General features: G+C 63.9%; 19 protein-coding genes. 10 read left to right on the forward strand and 9 right to left on the reverse strand.

The features are described from left to right. Positions 1 to 9: 9 nt before the first annotated feature. Complete coding sequence (hemW, locus tag SKP52_RS05350) at positions 10 to 1,155, forward strand: radical SAM family heme chaperone HemW (RefSeq protein WP_039572559.1); 1,146 nt, start codon at positions 10 to 12, stop codon at positions 1,153 to 1,155. A 24-nt stretch (positions 1,156 to 1,179) separates the two neighbouring features. Then, positions 1,180 to 2,070, forward strand: a complete 891-nt coding sequence (locus SKP52_RS05355) for a tyrosine recombinase XerC (RefSeq protein WP_081997214.1) — start codon at positions 1,180 to 1,182, stop codon at positions 2,068 to 2,070. Here the strand turns inward: SKP52_RS05355 and SKP52_RS05360 are convergent. From SKP52_RS05360 to rsmI, 4 genes are read right to left on the reverse strand one after another with little or no spacing between them, the layout of a single operon-like run. Continuing rightward, the gene (locus SKP52_RS05360) at positions 2,067 to 2,672 is read right to left on the reverse strand and encodes a DedA family protein (protein ID WP_039572564.1); all 606 of its coding nucleotides are present in this window, start codon (positions 2,670 to 2,672) and stop codon (positions 2,067 to 2,069) included. The two genes, SKP52_RS05355 and SKP52_RS05360, sit on opposite strands and share 4 nt — an antisense overlap. A 22-nt stretch (positions 2,673 to 2,694) precedes the next feature. Continuing rightward, positions 2,695 to 3,645, reverse strand: a complete 951-nt coding sequence (gene gshB / locus SKP52_RS05365; protein ID WP_039572567.1) for a glutathione synthase — start codon at positions 3,643 to 3,645, stop codon at positions 2,695 to 2,697. A gap of 10 nt (positions 3,646 to 3,655) precedes the next feature. Next, on the reverse strand, positions 3,656 to 4,006 hold the full coding sequence (locus SKP52_RS05370) for a YraN family protein (RefSeq protein WP_039572570.1): 351 nt from the start codon (positions 4,004 to 4,006) through the stop codon (positions 3,656 to 3,658). Next, a complete protein-coding gene (rsmI, locus tag SKP52_RS05375; RefSeq protein WP_039572573.1) occupies positions 4,003 to 4,863 on the reverse strand; it encodes a 16S rRNA (cytidine(1402)-2'-O)-methyltransferase in 861 nt (286 codons plus the stop codon). The genes SKP52_RS05370 and rsmI overlap by 4 nt, the downstream gene beginning before the upstream one ends. A gap of 61 nt (positions 4,864 to 4,924) precedes the next feature. Between rsmI and SKP52_RS05380 the strand changes: the two genes are divergently transcribed. Continuing rightward, on the forward strand, positions 4,925 to 6,061 hold the full coding sequence (locus SKP52_RS05380) for a penicillin-binding protein activator (protein WP_081997526.1): 1,137 nt from the start codon (positions 4,925 to 4,927) through the stop codon (positions 6,059 to 6,061). Positions 6,062 to 6,237: 176 nt separating this feature from the next. Continuing rightward, positions 6,238 to 6,774 (forward strand): translation initiation factor IF-3, encoded by a 537-nt coding sequence (infC, locus tag SKP52_RS05385; protein WP_039572576.1) that lies wholly within the window; start codon positions 6,238 to 6,240, stop codon positions 6,772 to 6,774. A gap of 10 nt (positions 6,775 to 6,784) precedes the next feature. Here infC and SKP52_RS05390 read toward each other — a convergent pair whose 3' ends face one another. Then, on the reverse strand, positions 6,785 to 7,483 hold the full coding sequence (locus SKP52_RS05390; RefSeq protein ID WP_039572578.1) for an NRDE family protein: 699 nt from the start codon (positions 7,481 to 7,483) through the stop codon (positions 6,785 to 6,787). 98 nt (positions 7,484 to 7,581) lie between these two features. Between SKP52_RS05390 and SKP52_RS05395 the strand changes: the two genes are divergently transcribed. Genes SKP52_RS05395 through SKP52_RS05405 form a run of 3 tightly spaced genes read left to right on the forward strand, consistent with a single transcriptional unit; the run spans position 7,582 to position 9,216 of the window. Further along, positions 7,582 to 8,136 carry a DUF4287 domain-containing protein gene (locus tag SKP52_RS05395; protein WP_039572580.1) on the forward strand — a complete coding sequence of 185 codons (555 nt, stop codon included), beginning with the start codon at positions 7,582 to 7,584 and terminating at the stop codon, positions 8,134 to 8,136. Positions 8,137 to 8,140: 4 nt separating this feature from the next. Further along, positions 8,141 to 8,749 (forward strand): TetR/AcrR family transcriptional regulator, encoded by a 609-nt coding sequence (locus tag SKP52_RS05400; protein WP_039572582.1) that lies wholly within the window; start codon positions 8,141 to 8,143, stop codon positions 8,747 to 8,749. Between the two features lie 23 nt (positions 8,750 to 8,772). Continuing rightward, on the forward strand, positions 8,773 to 9,216 hold the full coding sequence (locus SKP52_RS05405; RefSeq protein WP_039579923.1) for a hypothetical protein: 444 nt from the start codon (positions 8,773 to 8,775) through the stop codon (positions 9,214 to 9,216). A gap of 299 nt (positions 9,217 to 9,515) precedes the next feature. On the opposite strand, the gene SKP52_RS05410 is transcribed toward SKP52_RS05405, so the two are convergent. The 4 genes from SKP52_RS05410 to uvrB all read right to left on the reverse strand — a co-directional run bounded on the left by SKP52_RS05410 (position 9,516) and on the right by uvrB (position 14,005). Continuing rightward, the gene (locus tag SKP52_RS05410; RefSeq protein ID WP_039572584.1) at positions 9,516 to 11,021 is read right to left on the reverse strand and encodes a S10 family peptidase; all 1,506 of its coding nucleotides are present in this window, start codon (positions 11,019 to 11,021) and stop codon (positions 9,516 to 9,518) included. Positions 11,022 to 11,116: 95 nt separating this feature from the next. Then, complete coding sequence (locus tag SKP52_RS05415; protein ID WP_039572586.1) at positions 11,117 to 11,443, reverse strand: HigA family addiction module antitoxin; 327 nt, start codon at positions 11,441 to 11,443, stop codon at positions 11,117 to 11,119. After that, positions 11,409 to 11,690, reverse strand: coding sequence for a type II toxin-antitoxin system RelE/ParE family toxin (locus tag SKP52_RS05420; RefSeq protein WP_039572589.1), 282 nt, complete (start codon positions 11,688 to 11,690; stop codon positions 11,409 to 11,411). Before SKP52_RS05420 ends, SKP52_RS05415 begins: the two co-directional genes overlap by 35 nt. Before the next feature lie 128 nt (positions 11,691 to 11,818). Next, positions 11,819 to 14,005 (reverse strand): excinuclease ABC subunit UvrB, encoded by a 2,187-nt coding sequence (gene uvrB / locus SKP52_RS05425; protein WP_039572593.1) that lies wholly within the window; start codon positions 14,003 to 14,005, stop codon positions 11,819 to 11,821. Between the two features lie 88 nt (positions 14,006 to 14,093). Between uvrB and SKP52_RS05430 the strand changes: the two genes are divergently transcribed. The 3 genes from SKP52_RS05430 to SKP52_RS05440 all read left to right on the forward strand — a co-directional run bounded on the left by SKP52_RS05430 (position 14,094) and on the right by SKP52_RS05440 (position 17,465). After that, positions 14,094 to 14,612 carry a DUF3617 domain-containing protein gene (locus tag SKP52_RS05430; RefSeq protein WP_039572595.1) on the forward strand — a complete coding sequence of 173 codons (519 nt, stop codon included), beginning with the start codon at positions 14,094 to 14,096 and terminating at the stop codon, positions 14,610 to 14,612. A gap of 634 nt (positions 14,613 to 15,246) precedes the next feature. Beyond that, positions 15,247 to 17,010: a tetratricopeptide repeat protein gene (locus SKP52_RS05435; RefSeq protein WP_039572598.1), complete on the forward strand. Its 1,764-nt coding sequence runs from the start codon at positions 15,247 to 15,249 to the stop codon at positions 17,008 to 17,010. 218 nt (positions 17,011 to 17,228) lie between these two features. Further along, positions 17,229 to 17,465 (forward strand): acyl carrier protein, encoded by a 237-nt coding sequence (locus tag SKP52_RS05440; protein WP_003039428.1) that lies wholly within the window; start codon positions 17,229 to 17,231, stop codon positions 17,463 to 17,465. Positions 17,466 to 17,626 lie beyond the last annotated feature (161 nt).

Below are 17,626 nucleotides of genomic sequence, written 5' to 3' on the forward strand. Positions count from 1 at the left end.
GCGGCGCGCATGGCCGAACCGCTCGCCCTTTATGTCCACTGGCCGTTTTGCGTATCGAAATGCCCCTATTGCGACTTCAACAGCCATGTCCGCGAGAGCGTCGATCAGGCGGTGTGGCGCGAGGCGTTGCTCGCCGATTTGCGGCATGAGGCGGCGGTGCTGCCGGGGCGTACGGTCGGCTCGATCTTCTTTGGCGGCGGTACGCCGAGCCTGATGCCGCCCGAAACCGTCGCGGCGGTGATTGCGGCTGCGGAGGCCGAATGGGGGCTGGCGAGCGATTGCGAAATCACGCTGGAGGCGAATCCGAACTCGGTCGAGGTCGCCAATTTTGCCGATCTCGCTGCGGCCGGGGTCAACCGCGTTTCGATCGGGGTTCAGAGCTTCGATTCCGAAGTGCTTGAATTTCTGGGCCGGGCCCACAGCGAAGACGAAGCGCGCCGCGCGATTGCGACAGCACAGGAACATTTCGAACGCGTCAGCTTCGACCTGATCTATGCGCGACCCGGCCAGTCGATGGCCGCGTGGGAAGCTGAACTGGCGGGCGCGCTCGCCGTTGGCACCGACCATCTTTCGCTTTACCAGCTGACGATCGAACCCGGCACGCGCTTTGCGACGCTCGCGGCAAAGGGCGACCTCACCATTCCCGATGGCGATGCCGCCGCCGACCTGTTCGACGCGACGCAAGTGATGACGCGCGCGGCGGGCTTGCCGCGTTACGAGGTGTCGAACCATGCGCGCATCGGACAGGAGAGCCGCCACAATCTCGCTTACTGGCGCTACGCCGATTATGCCGGCGTCGGTCCCGGTGCGCATGGGCGGCGCCTCGGACAAGCGACCGAGCGGCACAAGAAGCCCGAGAATTTCATCGCGGCGGTGAAGCGCAACGGCCACGGGCTGAAGGTCGAACACGACCTGCCGGCGCATGAGCGCGCGACCGAAGCGATGCTGATGGGGCTGCGGCTGACCGAAGGCATCGACCTCGCGCGTATCGAGGAGCGCAGCGGGTTGGCGCGCGCGGCGTTCGTCGACGCCGATGCGGTTGCGCGGCTCGCTGCGCAGGGGCTGATGCGGCAAGACGGCGACTGGCTGGCGGTCACCGACGACGGCATATTGTTGCTCGACTCGATCCTTTCCGAGGTGGTGCGGACCGGCTAGGCTCCCCACGAAGCGAGGGCGATTTTGAGCGATACCCTGATCCGCGACTGGGATGCCCATCTGGCGCACGAGAAGCGCCGGTCGGAGCATACGCGCCGCGCCTATATCGCGACGGCCGAGCGCTTCTGTGCTTTCCTTTCACAGCATCGCGGTGGGGGGCCTGACGTCAAGATGCTGAAATCGCTGACGCCCAACGACCTCCGCGCCTATCTCGCCGACCGCCGCGCCGAAGGGCTGGGTAATGCGTCGGCGGCGCGCGAGCTTTCGGCGCTCCGCGGTTTCCTGCGCTTCGTCGGCGGTTCGGGCGCGAGCGTGCCGCAGATGCGCGGGCCGCGCGTCAAGAAAGGCCTGCCGCGCCCGGTCTCACCCGCCGAGGCACTTCAACTCGCGCAAGATGTCGAGGACAATGCCCGCGAAGGCTGGGTCGGCGCGCGCGATTTTGCGCTGCTGTTGCTGCTCTATGGCGCCGGGCTGCGTATCGGTGAGGCGCTCTCGCTGACCGGCGCGGCATTGCCGCTCGGCGACACGCTGCGCGTCACCGGGAAACGGAACAAGACGCGGATCGTGCCGATCCTGCCCGCCGTCGCGAGCGCGGTATTGCGCTATGTCGAGGCGTGCCCTTGGCCGATAGTGAAGGACACGCCGCTCTTTCTCGGCGCGCGAGGCGGACCCCTCCAGCCGGGCGTGGTACGGGCCAGCGTGCGTTCGGCGCGGCGCGCACTCGGGCTTCCCGAACGGACGACGCCGCACGCGCTACGCCATAGCTTTGCGACGCATCTGCTCGCGGGCGGCGCCGACCTCCGTAGCCTTCAGGAATTGCTCGGCCATGCGAGCCTCGCCTCGACGCAGGTCTATACCGCTGTCGACGCCGCGCATCTGCTCGATATTTACCGGAGCGCGCACCCGCGTGCCTAGCTCGTCTGCTTGGTCTTCCAGGTGATGACGCGGTAAATATAGAGAGCGACCAGCGATCCGATCGCGACCAGCGCCACCGGGCCGACAAAGGCATCGAGGTTCGCGAACTTGCCCCCGAACCAATTGCCCGCACCCGCAAGAGCCGCAATCCAGATCGTCGATCCGGCGGCAGTCCAGACCAGGAACTTCGCCTGGTTCATCTTCACCATGCCCGCGGGCAGCGACACCATCGTGCGCGCGACGGGCATGAAACGCGCGACGAACACGATCGCCGGGCCATATTTCAGGAAGAAGGCGTGGAGCCGCTCGACCTCGCTCCAGTCGAGCGTCAGCCAACGGCCGTGGCGGTCGATGAAGGGCTTGAGTCGCTCGTAACCGATCCAGCGACCGATGCCGTACCAGATCCAGTTGCCAGCGGTGGTGCCCGCGACCGCGACTGCGACGAGCGTCCAGAAATCGAAATGGCCCTTGGCGACGGCGATGCCGCCCAGCCCCATGATCACCTCGGACGGGATCGGCGGAAACACATTTTCGAGGAACATGAGGATGAAAATCCCCACATAGCCCCAGCTCTGGATCAGGTTCAGGATGAAATCGGTCATGGGGAGAGAACGCGCGGGCGCTTCAGCCGATCCGGCGGTTGATCGCGTCCCAGATCATTCCCGCCGTATCGCTGTTGTTGAAACGGTCGATCGCGACGATCCCGGTGGGCGAGGTGACGTTGATTTCGGTCAGCCACTCGCCGCCGATCACGTCGATGCCGACGAAGACCAGCCCGCGTTCGCGCAGTTGCGGGCCGAGGACGTCGCAAATTTCCTTTTCGCGCGGCGTGAGTTCGGCGGCCTCGGCATAGCCGCCGACCGCGAGGTTCGATCGGAATTCGCCTTCGCCGGGCTTGCGGTTGATCGCGCCCGCGACCTCGCCGTCGACGAGGACGATGCGCTTGTCGCCTTTGCTGACGCTCGGCAGGAATTGCTGGACCATGAAGGGTTCGGGCCACACCTGTCCGAACAGCTCGACGAGCGCGCCGAGGTTGCCGCCGTCGGCATCGATCTTGAACACCGCCTTGCCGCCATTGCCGTGGAGCGGCTTGATCACGACCGCGCCGTGGCGTGCCTGGAAATCCTTCACCGCGTCGAGGTCGCGCGTGACCATCGTCGGCGGCATATATTCGGGGAAATCGAGCACGAAGACTTTTTCGGGCGCGTTGCGCACCGATACCGGATCGTTGACGACGAGCGTCTCGCCCGCGAGACGTTCGAGCAGCCAGGTGCCAGTCAGGTAACCGAGGTCGAAGGGCGGGTCCTGCCGCATCAGCACGACATCGATGTCGCGGCCGAGATCGAGCAGTATTTCATCGCCGAACTTGTAATGCGCGCCCGCCTCGCGCTGCGCGTCGAGGATGCGGTTCGCCTTCGTCGTCAGCCGCCCGGCCTCCCACGTCAGCCCGCGCACATCGTAGTGATAGAGGTCGTATCCGCGCTCGAGCGCCTTCAATATCAGGTGGAAACTGCTGTCGCCCCCGATATTGATGCCATCCATCGGGTCCATTTGTACCGCGGCGCGCAGGGTCATTCGATCTTCCTCAGGGTTGCCAGACGTGGACCAGATGGCGTGGCAGGCGCCGCGGCGCAAGGAGCATCACGTCGATCCGTATGTCATCGCGCGGACTGGCGAAGCGCGGGCTGAGCATTTCGGCCGCTGCGGCCACGCGGCGCAGGCGATATGGGTCGATCGCAAGGTCCAGATCGGCGGCACGGTCGCGCCATTTGACCTCGATAAAGGCGATCGTTCGGCCGCGCCGCGCGACGAGGTCGACTTCTCCCACCGGAACGCGGAGTCGTTCGCCGAGGATGCGCCAGCCGTGGAGGCGCAGCCACCAGGCCGCGCGGCGCTCGGCCCGGCGTCCGCGGGCTTCGGCGGCGGCGCGGTTCAAGCCTGCTCTTTCAGCGTGAGTGCGCGCGCATAGACGTCATGACGGTCGAGGCCGAAGCGTTTGGCGACCGCCTTCGCGGCCTGTGCCACGGGTTTGTCGGCCATCGCCTCGCGCAGCGCCGCATCGAGCGTGTCGTCGTCGGCCTCTTCGGCCAGCGCTTCGCCGGGTGGACCGACGATGACGACGATCTCGCCCTTCGGTGGCGCATCGGCATAGCGCGCGGAAAGTTCGGTCAGCGTGCCGGTGACGCATTCCTCGAACATCTTGCTGATCTCGCGCGCAACCGCAGCCTCGCGATTACCGAGCCCTTCGGCCATCGCCGCGAGCGACGCCGAGAGTCGCGGTCCGCTTTCGTAAAACACCAAGGTCGCACGCAGTCCGGCAAACTCGGCGAGCGTATCGGCGCGTGCCTTCGCCTTGTTCGGCAGGAAGCCCGCGAACAGGAAACGGTCGCTCGGCAGACCGGACAGCGTGATCGCGGCGATCGCCGCGCAGGGGCCGGGCAGGGTGGTGACGTGCCGCCCCGCAGCGCGCGCGTCGCGCACGAGCTTGTAGCCGGGGTCCGAAATCAGCGGGGTGCCCGCGTCCGACACCAAAACGACAACTTCATGGCTCATCCGCGCAACCAGGGCGGCGCGGGTGCGTTCGTCGCTATGATCATGATAGGGGGTCATCGGCACACGCAAACCCAGATGCGACAGCAATTTCGCGGTGACACGCGTATCCTCTGCGGCGATCACGCCGGCGGAGGCGAGCGTCGTCGCCGCGCGCGCGCTGATGTCGCCAAGGTTGCCGATGGGCGTCGCAACGATATAGAGACCGGGCAAGGGAGAATCTGAGATGTTCGAATCTGGCATGACGCTGAAAATGGCAGAAACTGTCGGCCAGCGCCAAAGATATGCACCGGCGCGCCGCCAAATGTTGCGCGGGCTGGGTGCGATGGCGATGGCGGGGCTGCTTGCGGCGTGTCAGGTTGTCCCGAAAACCAATGGCCCGGCGACCCCGCCGCCGCCCACCAATCCCGATAACAATGTCGGCCCCGGCCTGCCGACCGACACTGATCGCCACCGCGTCGCGCTGCTGGTGCCGCAGACCGGCGCGAACGCCGACGTCGGCACCGCGATCGCCAATGCGACGACGCTGGCGCTGCTCGATTCGCGCACCGAGCGCGTTCGCATTACCACCTATGACACCGCGATCGGCGCCGCCGCAGCAGCGCGGCAGGCGGTTGCCGACGGCAACAAGCTGATCCTTGGCCCGCTGCTCAGCGAAGACGTCACCGCGGTCGCGCCGATCGCGCGCGAGGCGAAGGTGCCGGTATTGAGCTTCTCGAACGACAGCGGTGTTGCGGGCAATGGCGTCTTCATCATGGGCTTCGTTCCCGGCCAGTCGGTCGAGCGCGTCGTCGCCTTCTCGCGCGCCAAGGGTCATCTGCGCTTCGGCGCGCTCGTGCCCAGGAATGTCTATGGCGACCGCTCGGCGGCGGCGTTCCGCGCTGCGGTGGCCAAAGCGGGCGGCACGCTCGTCGCGGTCGAAAGCTATGACCGCAGCGCGACCGCGCTGACCGGCGCGGCACGGCGGATTGCGAACGCCGGTGCGATGGATGCGGTGCTGATCGCCGACAGCGGCGGGAACGCCATTCGCGCGGTGCCCGTGATCAAGGGCGCGGGCAACAAGCAGATCCTCGGCACCGAACTGTGGAACACCGACGCGGCGCTCGGCAGCAATGCGGTGATGCGCGGGGCGTGGTTCGCCAGCGTCTCGGACGGGCTTTATGGTCAGCTCGCGACCAAATACCGCGCCCGTTTCGGCAAGGCGCCGTACCGGCTTGCCAGCCTCGGCTACGACTCGGTGCTGCTGACGGTACGCATCGCGCGCGACTGGAAGCCGGGGACGAACTTCCCCGCGAACCGCCTGCTCGCCACCGACGGTTTCGGCGGCATCGACGGGATCTTCCGCTTCAGCAATCGCGGCATCGCCGAGCGCGCGCTCGAGGTCAGCGAGATCGGCGCGGGGGGCTTCCGCGTCGTCGATCCCGCGCCGACCAAATGGTAGTGGCAGCGCGGCCACAGTCGGCCCGAAAAGCGTTATGAGGTGAGCGCGGCGCCCTTTACGGCGGCACTTTGATCACTATATGACCACCACGCGTGTTTTTGCGTCGATGCTGCACGCCCTTTTTAAACGAACGCCTTTGTATAAACGATACAGGAGATACAGCTATACCACCGCCCATGACCCGTCGCCCAATGGCACCGATGCCGCCGAAGAACGGCCCGCGTTACAACGAATTTATCGCCTCCCCCAAAGTCCGCGTGATCGACGAGGAAGGCGAAAATCTGGGCGTGATGCTGACGGCCGAAGCGATTGAGCAGGCGGCTTCCGTCGGGCTGGACCTGGTTGAAGTATCCCCGAACGCCGATCCGCCGGTGTGCAAGTTCCTCGACGTCGGCAAGTTCAAGTACGAGGCGCAGAAAAAGGCGAACCTCGCACGCAAGAGCCAGAAGACGCAGGAAATCAAAGAGATCAAGATGCGTCCGAATATCGACGATCATGATTTCGACGTGAAGATGCGCAAGGTGTTCGACTTCCTCGAGGAAGGCGACAAGGTCAAGATGACCATGCGTTTCCGCGGCCGCGAGATGAGCCACACCCAGCTTGGCCTGAACGTGCTGCAACGCGTCGCCGAACTGACGTCCGAAATCGCGAAGGTCGAGGCGCACCCGCGTACCGAAGGCCGCCAGATGCTGATGGTAATCGCGCCCAAATAAGCGCGCCGACTCAGCCGATACGAAATTCGAGGGCGGTCGTTCCAGCGGGACGTCCGCCCTTTTCGTATCGGCGCTCGATCATCTTGACGTCACCTGCCGCCGACATCGCAACCAGCGTCGAGGCGCGCGTGCCGTAAATGTCGCCGCGCAGGAACAGCGCTGGATCGCCCTCGGCGGTCAGCGTGTCGAGCAGGCCTTCGGGATCGCTTTGCGCATCAACGACCGCCTCCAGCGCCGTCCGCAGCCGCTCGGCGCGCGGACAGGGCTTGTCGACGGGCTCGTTCGCGAGCGCATGAACTCCCGGCGAGAGCGATGCGATCAGCGGCTCTGGCCGATTGGTGAGCAATCGCGCTCCGTCCCCGCCGACCGCAAGCAGGTTGAACGCGTTGAAGCGGTCGAGATCGGCCGCGGCCGGATCGGCGAAACGGCCTTCGCCGCGCAGCATGTCAACGACGAGCGCGCCGCGCGATTCTTTCGTAGGGTCGGGCATTGCGCCGCGGACATTGGTCACCACGACGGCGCGGCCGCTGGGGCGATGCACGCCGAGCCATGTCCCGCTCGCTTGAAGATCGCGGCCCGCGGCGATCCCGCTACCATTGTCCCATTCGCTGAGCGGCGCAGCGGGGCGCTCGTGGAACTCGTCGCGATTGCCGATGAGGAGGAGGGGCCAGTCGGGATGGGCTTGGTGAGCGAGGGCGACGACGCACATGCCAGTGCATATCGGGTGTCGGCGTACACTTGCCAAGCCTCTTGACAGATGGCTTGGTTGAATGTTCAATCAACTCATCTGAGCGAGGGAGGAAGCCAATGGCCGACGAATTCGAGAAGATGGGCGAAAGCCTTCGTGCCAAGACCGGCAAGGGGCTGAACGAATGGGTCGCCGCGGCGCGCGCGACGGGAATTGCCGGCCATATGGCGCTGGTGAGCCACCTCAAATCCGAACATGGGCTGGGCCACGGCTATGCCAATATGATCGTGCATGCCGCCAACGGGTCGTCTTCGTTGTCCCAGGACGACGACGCGCTGGTTGCGGCGGCGTTCGATGGGGCCAGGGTGCATTGGCGACCGCTCTATGACCGGCTGACCCTGCTGGTGCAGGGCTTTGGCAACGACGTCGAGTTGGCACCGAAGAAAGGCTATGTCAGCCTCCGCCGCAAAAAGCAGTTCGCGCTGTTCCAGCCCTCGACCAAGGACCGCTTCGATATTGGCCTTGCGCTGAAAGGCGAGGAGCCCACGGGCAAGCTCGAACTCGCGGGCAGTTGGAATGCAATGGTCTCGCACCGCGTCCGCCTCGCCGCCGACGAAGAGGCGGGCGCCGACGTGGCGGGCTGGCTCCGCGCCGCCTATGATCGCGCCGGGTAACGCCATGAATGCTGCCGATACGCGGGGCCGCATATTGATGACCGCGATGGAGCTGTTCTGGGAGAAAGGCTATCTCTCGACCTCGGTCTCCGACATCCTCTCGCGCAGCCAGGTCCATTCGGGCAGCCTCTATCATTTCTTCCCCGGCAAGCAGGATGTGCTCGTCGGCGTGCTCGAACTCTATCGCGACGGGATCGACGAGATGCTGCTCGCGCCCAATTGGGAAGGCGTGGACGATCCGATCGAGCGCGTCTTCGCGCTGCTTGGCGGCTATCGCACCCACCTGATCGTCACCGATTGCACCTATGGCTGCCCGATCGGCAGCCTCGCGCTCGAAATCCACGAACCCGACCCGGTGGTGCGCGACCTGATGGCGGCGAACTTCACCAACTGGTCGGCGGCAATCGCGGGCTGCTTCGACGCGGCGGCCGATCGGCTGCCAAAAGACGCCGACCGCAAGGCGCTCGGCGAATTCGTGCTGACGGTGATGGAGGGCGCGGTGATGCAGGCGCGCACCTATCGCGACATCGGCTATTTCGACCGCAACATTGCTGTATTGCGGGACTATATCACATCATTGATGGCGACGGCAAAGGATGATAGCTTCGCCTGATCTTTCTGGAGGGGGAGATGAATATGACCGAAGTTGGAAAAACGCCGTGGCACCTGTGGGTGGTCGGCGTCCTGTCGTTCCTATGGCACTGCATACCGGTCTCCGACTATATCGGTTTCAAGACAAAGGCGGCGTGGTATATCGCAGGAGCCGATTTGAAACCCGCACAGATCGCGTGGGTCGACGCCTATCCTGTTTGGGCGGACGTGGGCTGGGCGCTGGGCGTCTGGGGCGCGATGGCCGGGTCGCTGCTGTTGCTGGTTCGCAGCCGTCACGCTGCTTCGGCCTTTCTCATTTCGCTGATCGGGCTCGCGATCATGAGCGCCTATCAGGTGGGCATGCAGGCGAAAGAATATCAGGCGCTATTCGGCGAGGGCGTGCTGATGTTTCTCGGCCTGATCTGGGTCATCGCCATCGCGCTGTTTTTCTATGCCCGCGCGATGGCGGCAAAGGGCGTGCTGCGCTGAATATGCCCGCTTTGGGGTGGTGAGCTGCCGTTCGCTCCCCCCTCTTCGTCATCCCGGACTTGATCCGGGATCCATGACTTCAGCGCCGCAGCGGATCCCGGATCAAGTCCGGGATGACGATGATGCAAATATCCTCCCTGTGGCGAAGCCATGGGGAGGTGGCAGCGCGGAGCGCTGACGGAGGGGCAATGGCGCTGCCGTTGCCGCCCCTCCACCAACGCCTGCGGCGTCGGTCCCCCTCCCCATGGCTTCGCCACAGGGAGGATCTTATGTCCGCTAATGGTCGCTAACTGACGTTCCTACCGCCCCCGGATAAAGGCGCGAATGTCGGCCGACAATTTGTGGCGATCCTCGTCGCGGATATACATCATGTGGCCCGCGCCATAATAGGTATAGCTGATGCGATCCTGCGGGATGCCGGTGCGCGACAGCGCGTATTCGGCGGCGAAGAACGGCGTCGCGAAATCATAATAGCCCTGTGCGACAAGGACTTTCAGCCCTGAATTTTCGCGCAGCGCCTGTCCGATATAGGGCGCGACGTTCAGATAAGAGTTGGTGTCGCGGCCGCCGATGCGCCAGTCCCATTGGCCGCCGATGCCACCGATCGACTGATATTCGCGGTCGGTCTTGAATCCCAGCCCGTCACGGCTCCAGCTGTTGATCGCGGCGGTATAGCTGGCGTCGATACCATAGAAGCTGGGATCATTGTCTGGGCCTTCGCCGGCGCTGTCATAATCCTTGCCCGTGTAACGGCTGTCGAGGCGCCCGACGGTGAGGCCGCGGTCGCGGAGCAGCTCCTTGTAGAAACGGTTCGGCGTGACGCGCAGGTCGGCGTTTTCCAGATATGTTTCCGAAAGGCCGGTGAAGCGCGACAGCTCGCGGCGGATCGCGGCGCGCTCCTCGCCCTGCAACTTTTGCCCCTTGAGCAGGGCCGAAGCATAGGGCCCGATCGCCCATTGCCGCGCTTCCTCGACGAACCCTTCGACCGACGGCGCGGTCGCCTTGCCGTGATAAAGCGCGGTTGCGGCCATCGAGGGCAGGTTGGTGATCGGCGACAGCTCGTTGCCCGGCGTGTCGGCGCCCGCCGCGAAATCGAGCACGGTCGAGATCAGGATGATGCCGTTGAGCGCGACGTCGTTGTACGTCTCGTTCATCAACTGGTTCGCGACCGCGGCCGAGCGCGTCGTGCCATAGCTTTCGCCGCCCAGATATTTAGGGCTGTTCCAGCGGCCATTGTCGTTCAGCCAGCGGCGGATCACCTCGGCGACCAGCTTCGCGTCCTGCGTCACCCCGTAATAATCCTTGGGGTCCGCCTTGCCGATCAGGTGCGAAAAGCCCGTGCCCGGCGGGTCGATGAAGACGACATCGGTGACGTCGAGCAACGCATCGGGATTGTCGACGATCGGATAGGGCGGCGCGCCGTCGTCGACGCCGGTGCCGGGAATCGCGACACGCTTCGGCCCGAACGCGCCCATCATCAACCAGACGGTGCCCGACCCGGGGCCGCCGTTGAACAGGAAGGTCACCGGGCGGCCGGGGTCGCGCGGTTCCTTGACATAGGAGGTGGTGACGACCGCAACCTCGGGAACGCCATCCTTGTTCTTGATGATCGTCTCGCCGATCGTCGCGGCGTAATTGATCCGCTGTCCGCCGAAGGTGCCGCTGAGCTTGGTGGTACGGATTTGCGGTTCGTAATCGGCGGCAGGCTTTTCGGCCTTCGTCTTGTCATCCTTGTCCTCGGCGTGGACGATGGCAGGAACCGCGACGGCAAGCGCCAGCGCGATCAGCGACAGACCCGATTTCATAAACTTGTCTCCCCGTTTGAAGCGCGGACGCTAAGCCGCGCGAGGGGTGGGGGCAAGGGTGCTGGTCGGTTGCAGTGGGGTTTTGGTCGAAGGGGTCAGGCGGCGCGCGGGACGATGCGATCAAGCTCGCCGTTGAGAACACGCTTGGCTTCGAGCAACTCATAGTCGAGTTGCAAGCCAAGGAAAAATCCTTCGGACATACGGAAATATCGGGCGAGGCGCAGATCAAGATCCGCATCCATATCGGCATCGCCATCGATCACGGCCTGGATCTGCCGTGCAGAGACCCCGAGCGCCTTGGCAAGCGCCGCCGCGTCCATGCCAAGCGGTTCCATGAATTCGGACAGCAGCAATTCGCCGGCGTGGCTGTTGTGCAGCCAGTCGGGATTAGTGGTAGTCTGTGATTTCGACTTGTTCTGCATGTTCGTCTTTCCAGACGAAGCATATACGCCATTTCATGTTAATGGAAATCGAATGTTGCCCGGCCCGATCGCGCTCCAGTGCGTGAAGGCGGTTCGACGGCGGATTGCGCAGATCATCAAGCGTCCGGGCGCGATTGAGCAGTTTGAGCTTGTCCAGGGCACGATTCTGGATGTCCGAAGGCAGCTTCCGGCTCCGTTCGCCGTTCCAGATCTTTTCGGTTTCGGGATCGGTGAACGAGCGGATCATGGCTGCCTCAAATTTGCGAAAGCAGCATTCTAATCAGCACATTTTGAATCGGTTGCAAGAACTCAATTTCCAAATGTAGTGGAATATAGGTGAGCGTTATATGTACGCATATAGTTGCGATTAACGGATCAACGCCCCCACTTGGTCTTGCTCTGCTTCCCGAACCGCCCCTTGCGCGTCCCCGGCTTTCCTTCGTTGCTGCGCCCCACGCGCGGCGCTACCTGTTGGTCGGGCGGCAGGCCAAGCTCGTCGGCCTCCAGCTTGCGGATCTCGTCGCGCAACCGTCCCGCTTCTTCGAACTCCAGGTCTGCCGCGGCATCGCGCATTTTCTTTTCGAGATCCTGGATATAGGCGCGCAAATTGTGGCCGACCATGTGCGCGGGCTTGTCCTCGCCGATGTCGATCGTCACGCCGTCCTTTGACGCGACATGCGCGATGATGTCGCCGATGTTGCGCTTGATCGTCGTCGGCGTGATGCCATGTTCGGCGTTATACGCCTCCTGCTTTTCGCGGCGGCGGTCGGTTTCGCGCATCGCGCGTTCCATGCTGCCGGTGATGCGGTCGGCGTAGAGGATGACGCGGCCGTCGACGTTGCGTGCCGCGCGGCCGATCGTCTGGACGAGGCTGGTTTCGCTGCGCAGGAAGCCTTCCTTGTCGGCGTCGAGGATCGCGACCAGCCCGCATTCGGGAATGTCGAGCCCTTCGCGGAGCAGGTTGATCCCGATGAGCACGTCGAACACGCCGAGCCTGAGGTCGCGGATGATCTCGATACGCTCCAGCGTCTCGACGTCGCTGTGCATATAGCGGACCTTCAGCCCCGCTTCGTGGAGGAACTCGGTCAGATCCTCGGCCATCCGCTTGGTCAGCGTCGTCACCAGCGTGCGATACCCCGCCGCCGCGGTCTTTTTCGCCTCGACGATCAGGTCGTCGACCTGCTCCTCGACCGGCTTGATCTCGACCGGCGGGTCGATGAGGCCGGTGGGGCGGATCACCTGTTCGGCGAAGACGCCCTGCGTGCGGTCCATCTCCCACGTTCCTGGGGTCGCCGAGACGCTGACCGTCTGCGGGCGCATCATGTCCCATTCGGCAAAGCGCAGCGGCCGGTTGTCGATGCACGACGGCAGGCGGAATCCATATTCCGCGAGCGTGATCTTGCGGCGATGATCGCCCTTCGACATCGCGCCGATCTGCGGGATCGTCTGGTGGCTTTCGTCGACGAAGAGCAGCGCATTGTCGGGTAAATATTCGAACAGTGTCGGCGGCGGCTCGCCGGGGAGGCGGCCGGTGAGGAAGCGGCTGTAATTCTCGATCCCCGCGCAGCTTCCCGTCGCGGCGATCATTTCGAGGTCGAAATTGGTGCGCTGTTCGAGCCGCTGGGCCTCGAGCAGGCGGCCCTCGGCCTCCAGCTCCTTCAGCCGTTCGGCGAGTTCGTGGCGGATTGCCTCGCTCGCCTGCTTGAGTGTCGGGCCGGGGGTGACATAGTGGCTGTTCGCAAAGACGCGGACATAATTGAGGCTCGCGATCTTCTTGCCGGTCAGCGGATCGAACTCGGTGATCTCCTCGATCTCGTCGCCGAAGAAGCTGATCCGCCACGCCATATCCTCATAGTGCGACGGGAAGATTTCCAGCGAATCCCCACGCACGCGGAAATTGCCGCGCGCGAACGCCTGATCGTTGCGCTTGTACTGGAGCGCGACGAGCTTGCGGATGATTTCGCGGCTGTCGGCGACCTGGCCCTTCTTGAGGTCGAAGATCATCGCAGAATAGGTTTCGACCGAGCCGATGCCGTAAAGGCACGACACCGATGCGACGATGATGACGTCGTCGCGTTCGAGCAGCGCGCGCGTCGCCGAGTGGCGCATCCGGTCGATCGCCTCGTTTACCGAGCTTTCCTTCTCGATATAGGTGTCGCTGCGCGGCACATAGGCTTCGGGCTGGTAATAGTCGTAATAGCTGACGAAATATTCGACCGCATTGTTCGGAAAGAAGCTCTTGAACTCGCCATAGAGCTGCGCCGCGAGGATCTTGTTCGGGGCGAGGATCAGCGCGGGGCGCTGCAATTCGTCGATGACCTTTGCCATCGTGAAGGTCTTGCCCGATCCGGTGACGCCGAGCAGCACCTGATCGCGCTCACCGTCGAGCGCGGTCGAGACGAGTTCTTTGATCGCGGTCGGCTGATCACCCGCGGGCTCATAGTCGCTAACCAGTTCAAATCGCTTGCCGCCCTCGACCTTGTCGGGGCGCGCCGGGCGGTGCGGGACATATCCCTCCGCAGTGTCGATTTCATCGAGCGATGTACGAATCTGAATTGCCATTGCTGCCAATATGGTATCGATGGGGCGGGTCCACAATCGCAATGAATCAAATCAAAGCCCCCAAATGGATAGTCACAGGAGACAGGGTATGAAGAAATTTCTGACGGTCGCCGCCATCGGCGCCCTCATTACGGTGTCGGGTTGCGGCAAGAGCGAAAATGCGGCGGCCAGCGGCCCCGTGAAGCGCGAGGCGGGCAACTGGAAGACCGACGTCAAGCTGGTGAAATTCGAAGTCCCCGGCATGCCGGCCGAGGCAAAGGACCAGATGACGAAGATGATGGAAGGCGCCAGCGGCATGGACCAGTGCTTCACGAAGGAGCAGGTCGAAAAGGAAGACATCGCGGCCGAACTCGCCAAGGGTCCGGGCAACGGCGGCGAATGCAAATGGTCGAAGAAGAATGTCGATGGCGGCAAGATCGACGTCGCCGGCACCTGCACCGCCAACGGCCAGACGGTCGACATGGCGATGACCGGCACGATGGAAGCCAAGAAGAACGACGTGACCATCACGACCAAGGGCAAGGTCCCGACGGGCGGCGACATGGAGATGGTCATGCAGATGACCAGCGTCCACACCGGTCCGTGCAAGACGCCGACCACGACCTAAGCCATACAATTTTGACGAAAAATGATGGGGCGTCGGTGGAAACCGGCGCTCTTTTCATATATGCAGAGAATGGGAGGGGTCGCACCATGCCTGTTTATTTGACGACGAAAATCGGCAATCCGCCATGCGCGCGCGTTTTTCGCGGCCTTGGTGGCATCAGGCTCTGCACCTTTCGCCTTGGCGCCGCGATAACTTAATGGTGGCTCTCTCCGTTCCTGTTCGTGGCGCTGGAGAAGCGGCGTCGACTTGCCGGGCGACAGAACAGGTGGGGCTGTTTGGCCGCCCGGCGAAGTCTTGAAATGAGACCTGAGGGGGATCGAAGAGTGCCAGGGACCAGCTCGCACTTTTCGCCTTTTGGTCTCACACCGCGTCATCGTAGGAATGTCGCGATACGCCAAAGAATGCCACAGTTTCGAATGCGTGGCAGTTACAAGGGGTCACATTCGACGATGTTGCCGTTTGATAACCAATCCTTAACCGGCTTTCGCCCTTTTCCTCGCAGATTGGCGCGAGGTGTTTCTTCTTATGGGGCGTAAGGTTTCCTTGTTACCGTTACGTCAAAGTAACAAAGGGTGGCTGCGCCGGCGGATTGGCGTATCACCCGCACCGCCCGCCAGGGGCATTTGAGGGTAGCATGGACCAGGCGAAAACGAACGAGACGCAGGATCCCGGCGAGGTCGACCGGATCATCGCCGAGGAGCTCGAGCGCCTGCTCGATTCCCCGATGTTTACCCGCTCGCCGGTGCTGTCGCGGCTGCTGCAATTCCTGGTCGAGCACCGTCTTCGCGGCGGACGCAGTTCGCCCAAGGCCTATGCGATCGCGACCGAGGCGCTGGGCCGCAGCGAAGATTTCGATCCGGCGGTCGACAGCTATCCTCGCGTCATGGTGGGACGGCTGCGCAGCCTTCTCGACCGCTATTATGCCGATACGCCGTGGGTCCATCGCCTGCGCGTTCCGCAGGGAAGCTATGAAGTCGTCGTTCAGTACCGCTCGGCGCCGCCTGCCTCGCGAGCGGGCGATGAGCCGGCCGACGATGGTGACGTCAAGACCGCAACCGCCTCCGCGCCAGCGGTCCGCGTCATGGGCTCCGCCGGCGCGGGACGGCCGCGCGATCGCGGTGCCCGCTTTGGCCGCTGGTTGGTCGCTCTCGTCCTTCTTGCGCTGGCGCTTTTCACGCTCTGGGCGCTGCGCGGCGGTTCGGACCGCTTGTTCGTCGGCGATCCGGTGCCGGTGCCTTTGATCGAAGTCAGCGCGCCGGTTGCGGGGAATCTGCCCGAATCGCGCGCGCTCGCAAGGGCATTGGACGGAAAGCTCCGCGACGGCCTCCGGCGCTTCGATCTTATCGACCTGCTTAGTTCGAAAGCGCCCGGCAGCACGGTTGTCGGGGCCAGCGACTATCGCCTCGACACGTCGCTCGTCCGCACGGTCGAGGGCAACACCGATGTGACGCTCGTCCTCAACCGCGTTGCCGACCAGCGCGCGATCTGGTCGCAACAATTGCGCCTGACACAGGATGAAACGCCCGAATTCGCCGCTGTCGAGCCGATAGTCGCGCAGCTTGCCGGGGACTATGGCGTGATCGTGCGCGATCAGGTTCAGCGCCAGCCCGACAATTTTTCGCCGGGTTACCCGTGCCTCGCGCAATTCAACCGGATGCGCCAGATGCGCAATGTGGCGAACGCGAAACAGGTCGACACCTGTCTGCGCGCGACGATCAAGGCCAATCCGCGCGACCCGGTCGCACTCACCGCGCTGTCGCTCGTGCGCTATGGCGACTGGCAGCCGCAGCGCATGACCCCGGCGGGCCGCGAAGCCCTGGCCGAGGCGCGGGAATTGGCGCAGCGGTCCTATGAAAACAGCCCGAACTCCTCCGCCGGCCTGTTCGCGATGGCGCGCGCCAATTTCTATGCGGGCAATTGTGCGGGGGGCAATGCGATGGGCGATCGAGCGGTCGCGCTCAATCCCTATGACCCCGACATGGCGGGCTTTCTCGGCCTCTTCAAGCTGACGTGCGGACACGGACCCGCGGGCGAGGCCTTGCTCCGCCGGTCGCTGCAACTCGATTCCTCCTATCCCGGCGTCCCGGCGGTCACGCTGGCATTCACCCTGTCGCAGCGCGGCGAACAGGACGAGGCGCGGGGAATCCTCGACACCATGCCGTCGCCCAGCAACATGGAGCCGCAATATATGATGGTGCGCGCGATCGTGCTCGCGCGTCAGGGCGAGGTGGCCGGGGGGCGCGCCCAGTGGCAACGCCTGCTCGCCTATACGCGCCAGCCGGCCGACGCGACGCCCGAAAGGGTGCTCGGGCGGTTCATCATCACCCCGGTCGTCATCCAGCGCGCGTCGGCGGCGCTGCGCGAGTCGGGGGTCGTTCCGGCCGGAACCAGCCGCTGAAGGCGTCGAGGCGCCAAGAACCGGACGGTTCGACCTTGAACGGGGCGACCGCATTGCCTATCTCTTCGCCCAGGTGCCGGAGGGGCAGAAGGGGACGCGTTCAGCCGATATAACTGCGGAAGAAGGGCAGGCGGATGCCAGCCCTCTTGCCAGTCCCGCCCACGGGCACTAGGGCAATTTTCAACATTCACGACATAGTCAGAAAAAAGGAACTGTGCATGAGCGATTCGGCCGAAAAGGTTAAAAAGATCGTCGTCGAACATCTGGGCGTCGAAGCCGACAAGGTGACCGAGGAAGCAAGCTTCATCGACGATCTGGGCGCCGACAGCCTCGACATCGTCGAACTGGTGATGGCGTTCGAAGAAGAATTCGGCGTCGAAATCCCCGACGATGCGGCGGAAAAGATCGCCACCGTCAAGGACGCGATCGACTATATCGAAGCGAACAAGGGCTGATTTGGCCCTGTCCGGCATAGCCGGACGCGGCGGCGACGCCGCCCACGCGTTTCCGGCTTCCCGGTCCCGAGCGTTCGCGCTGAGTGGCCGGGAAGCTTTTTTTATGGATACGCGTCTTCAAAAGTGACGCGGCGCCCTGCGGGGGCAGGGGCCGAAGAAAG

The sequence above is a fragment of the Sphingopyxis fribergensis genome, assembly GCF_000803645.1.
Taxonomy (GTDB): domain Bacteria; phylum Pseudomonadota; class Alphaproteobacteria; order Sphingomonadales; family Sphingomonadaceae; genus Sphingopyxis; species Sphingopyxis fribergensis.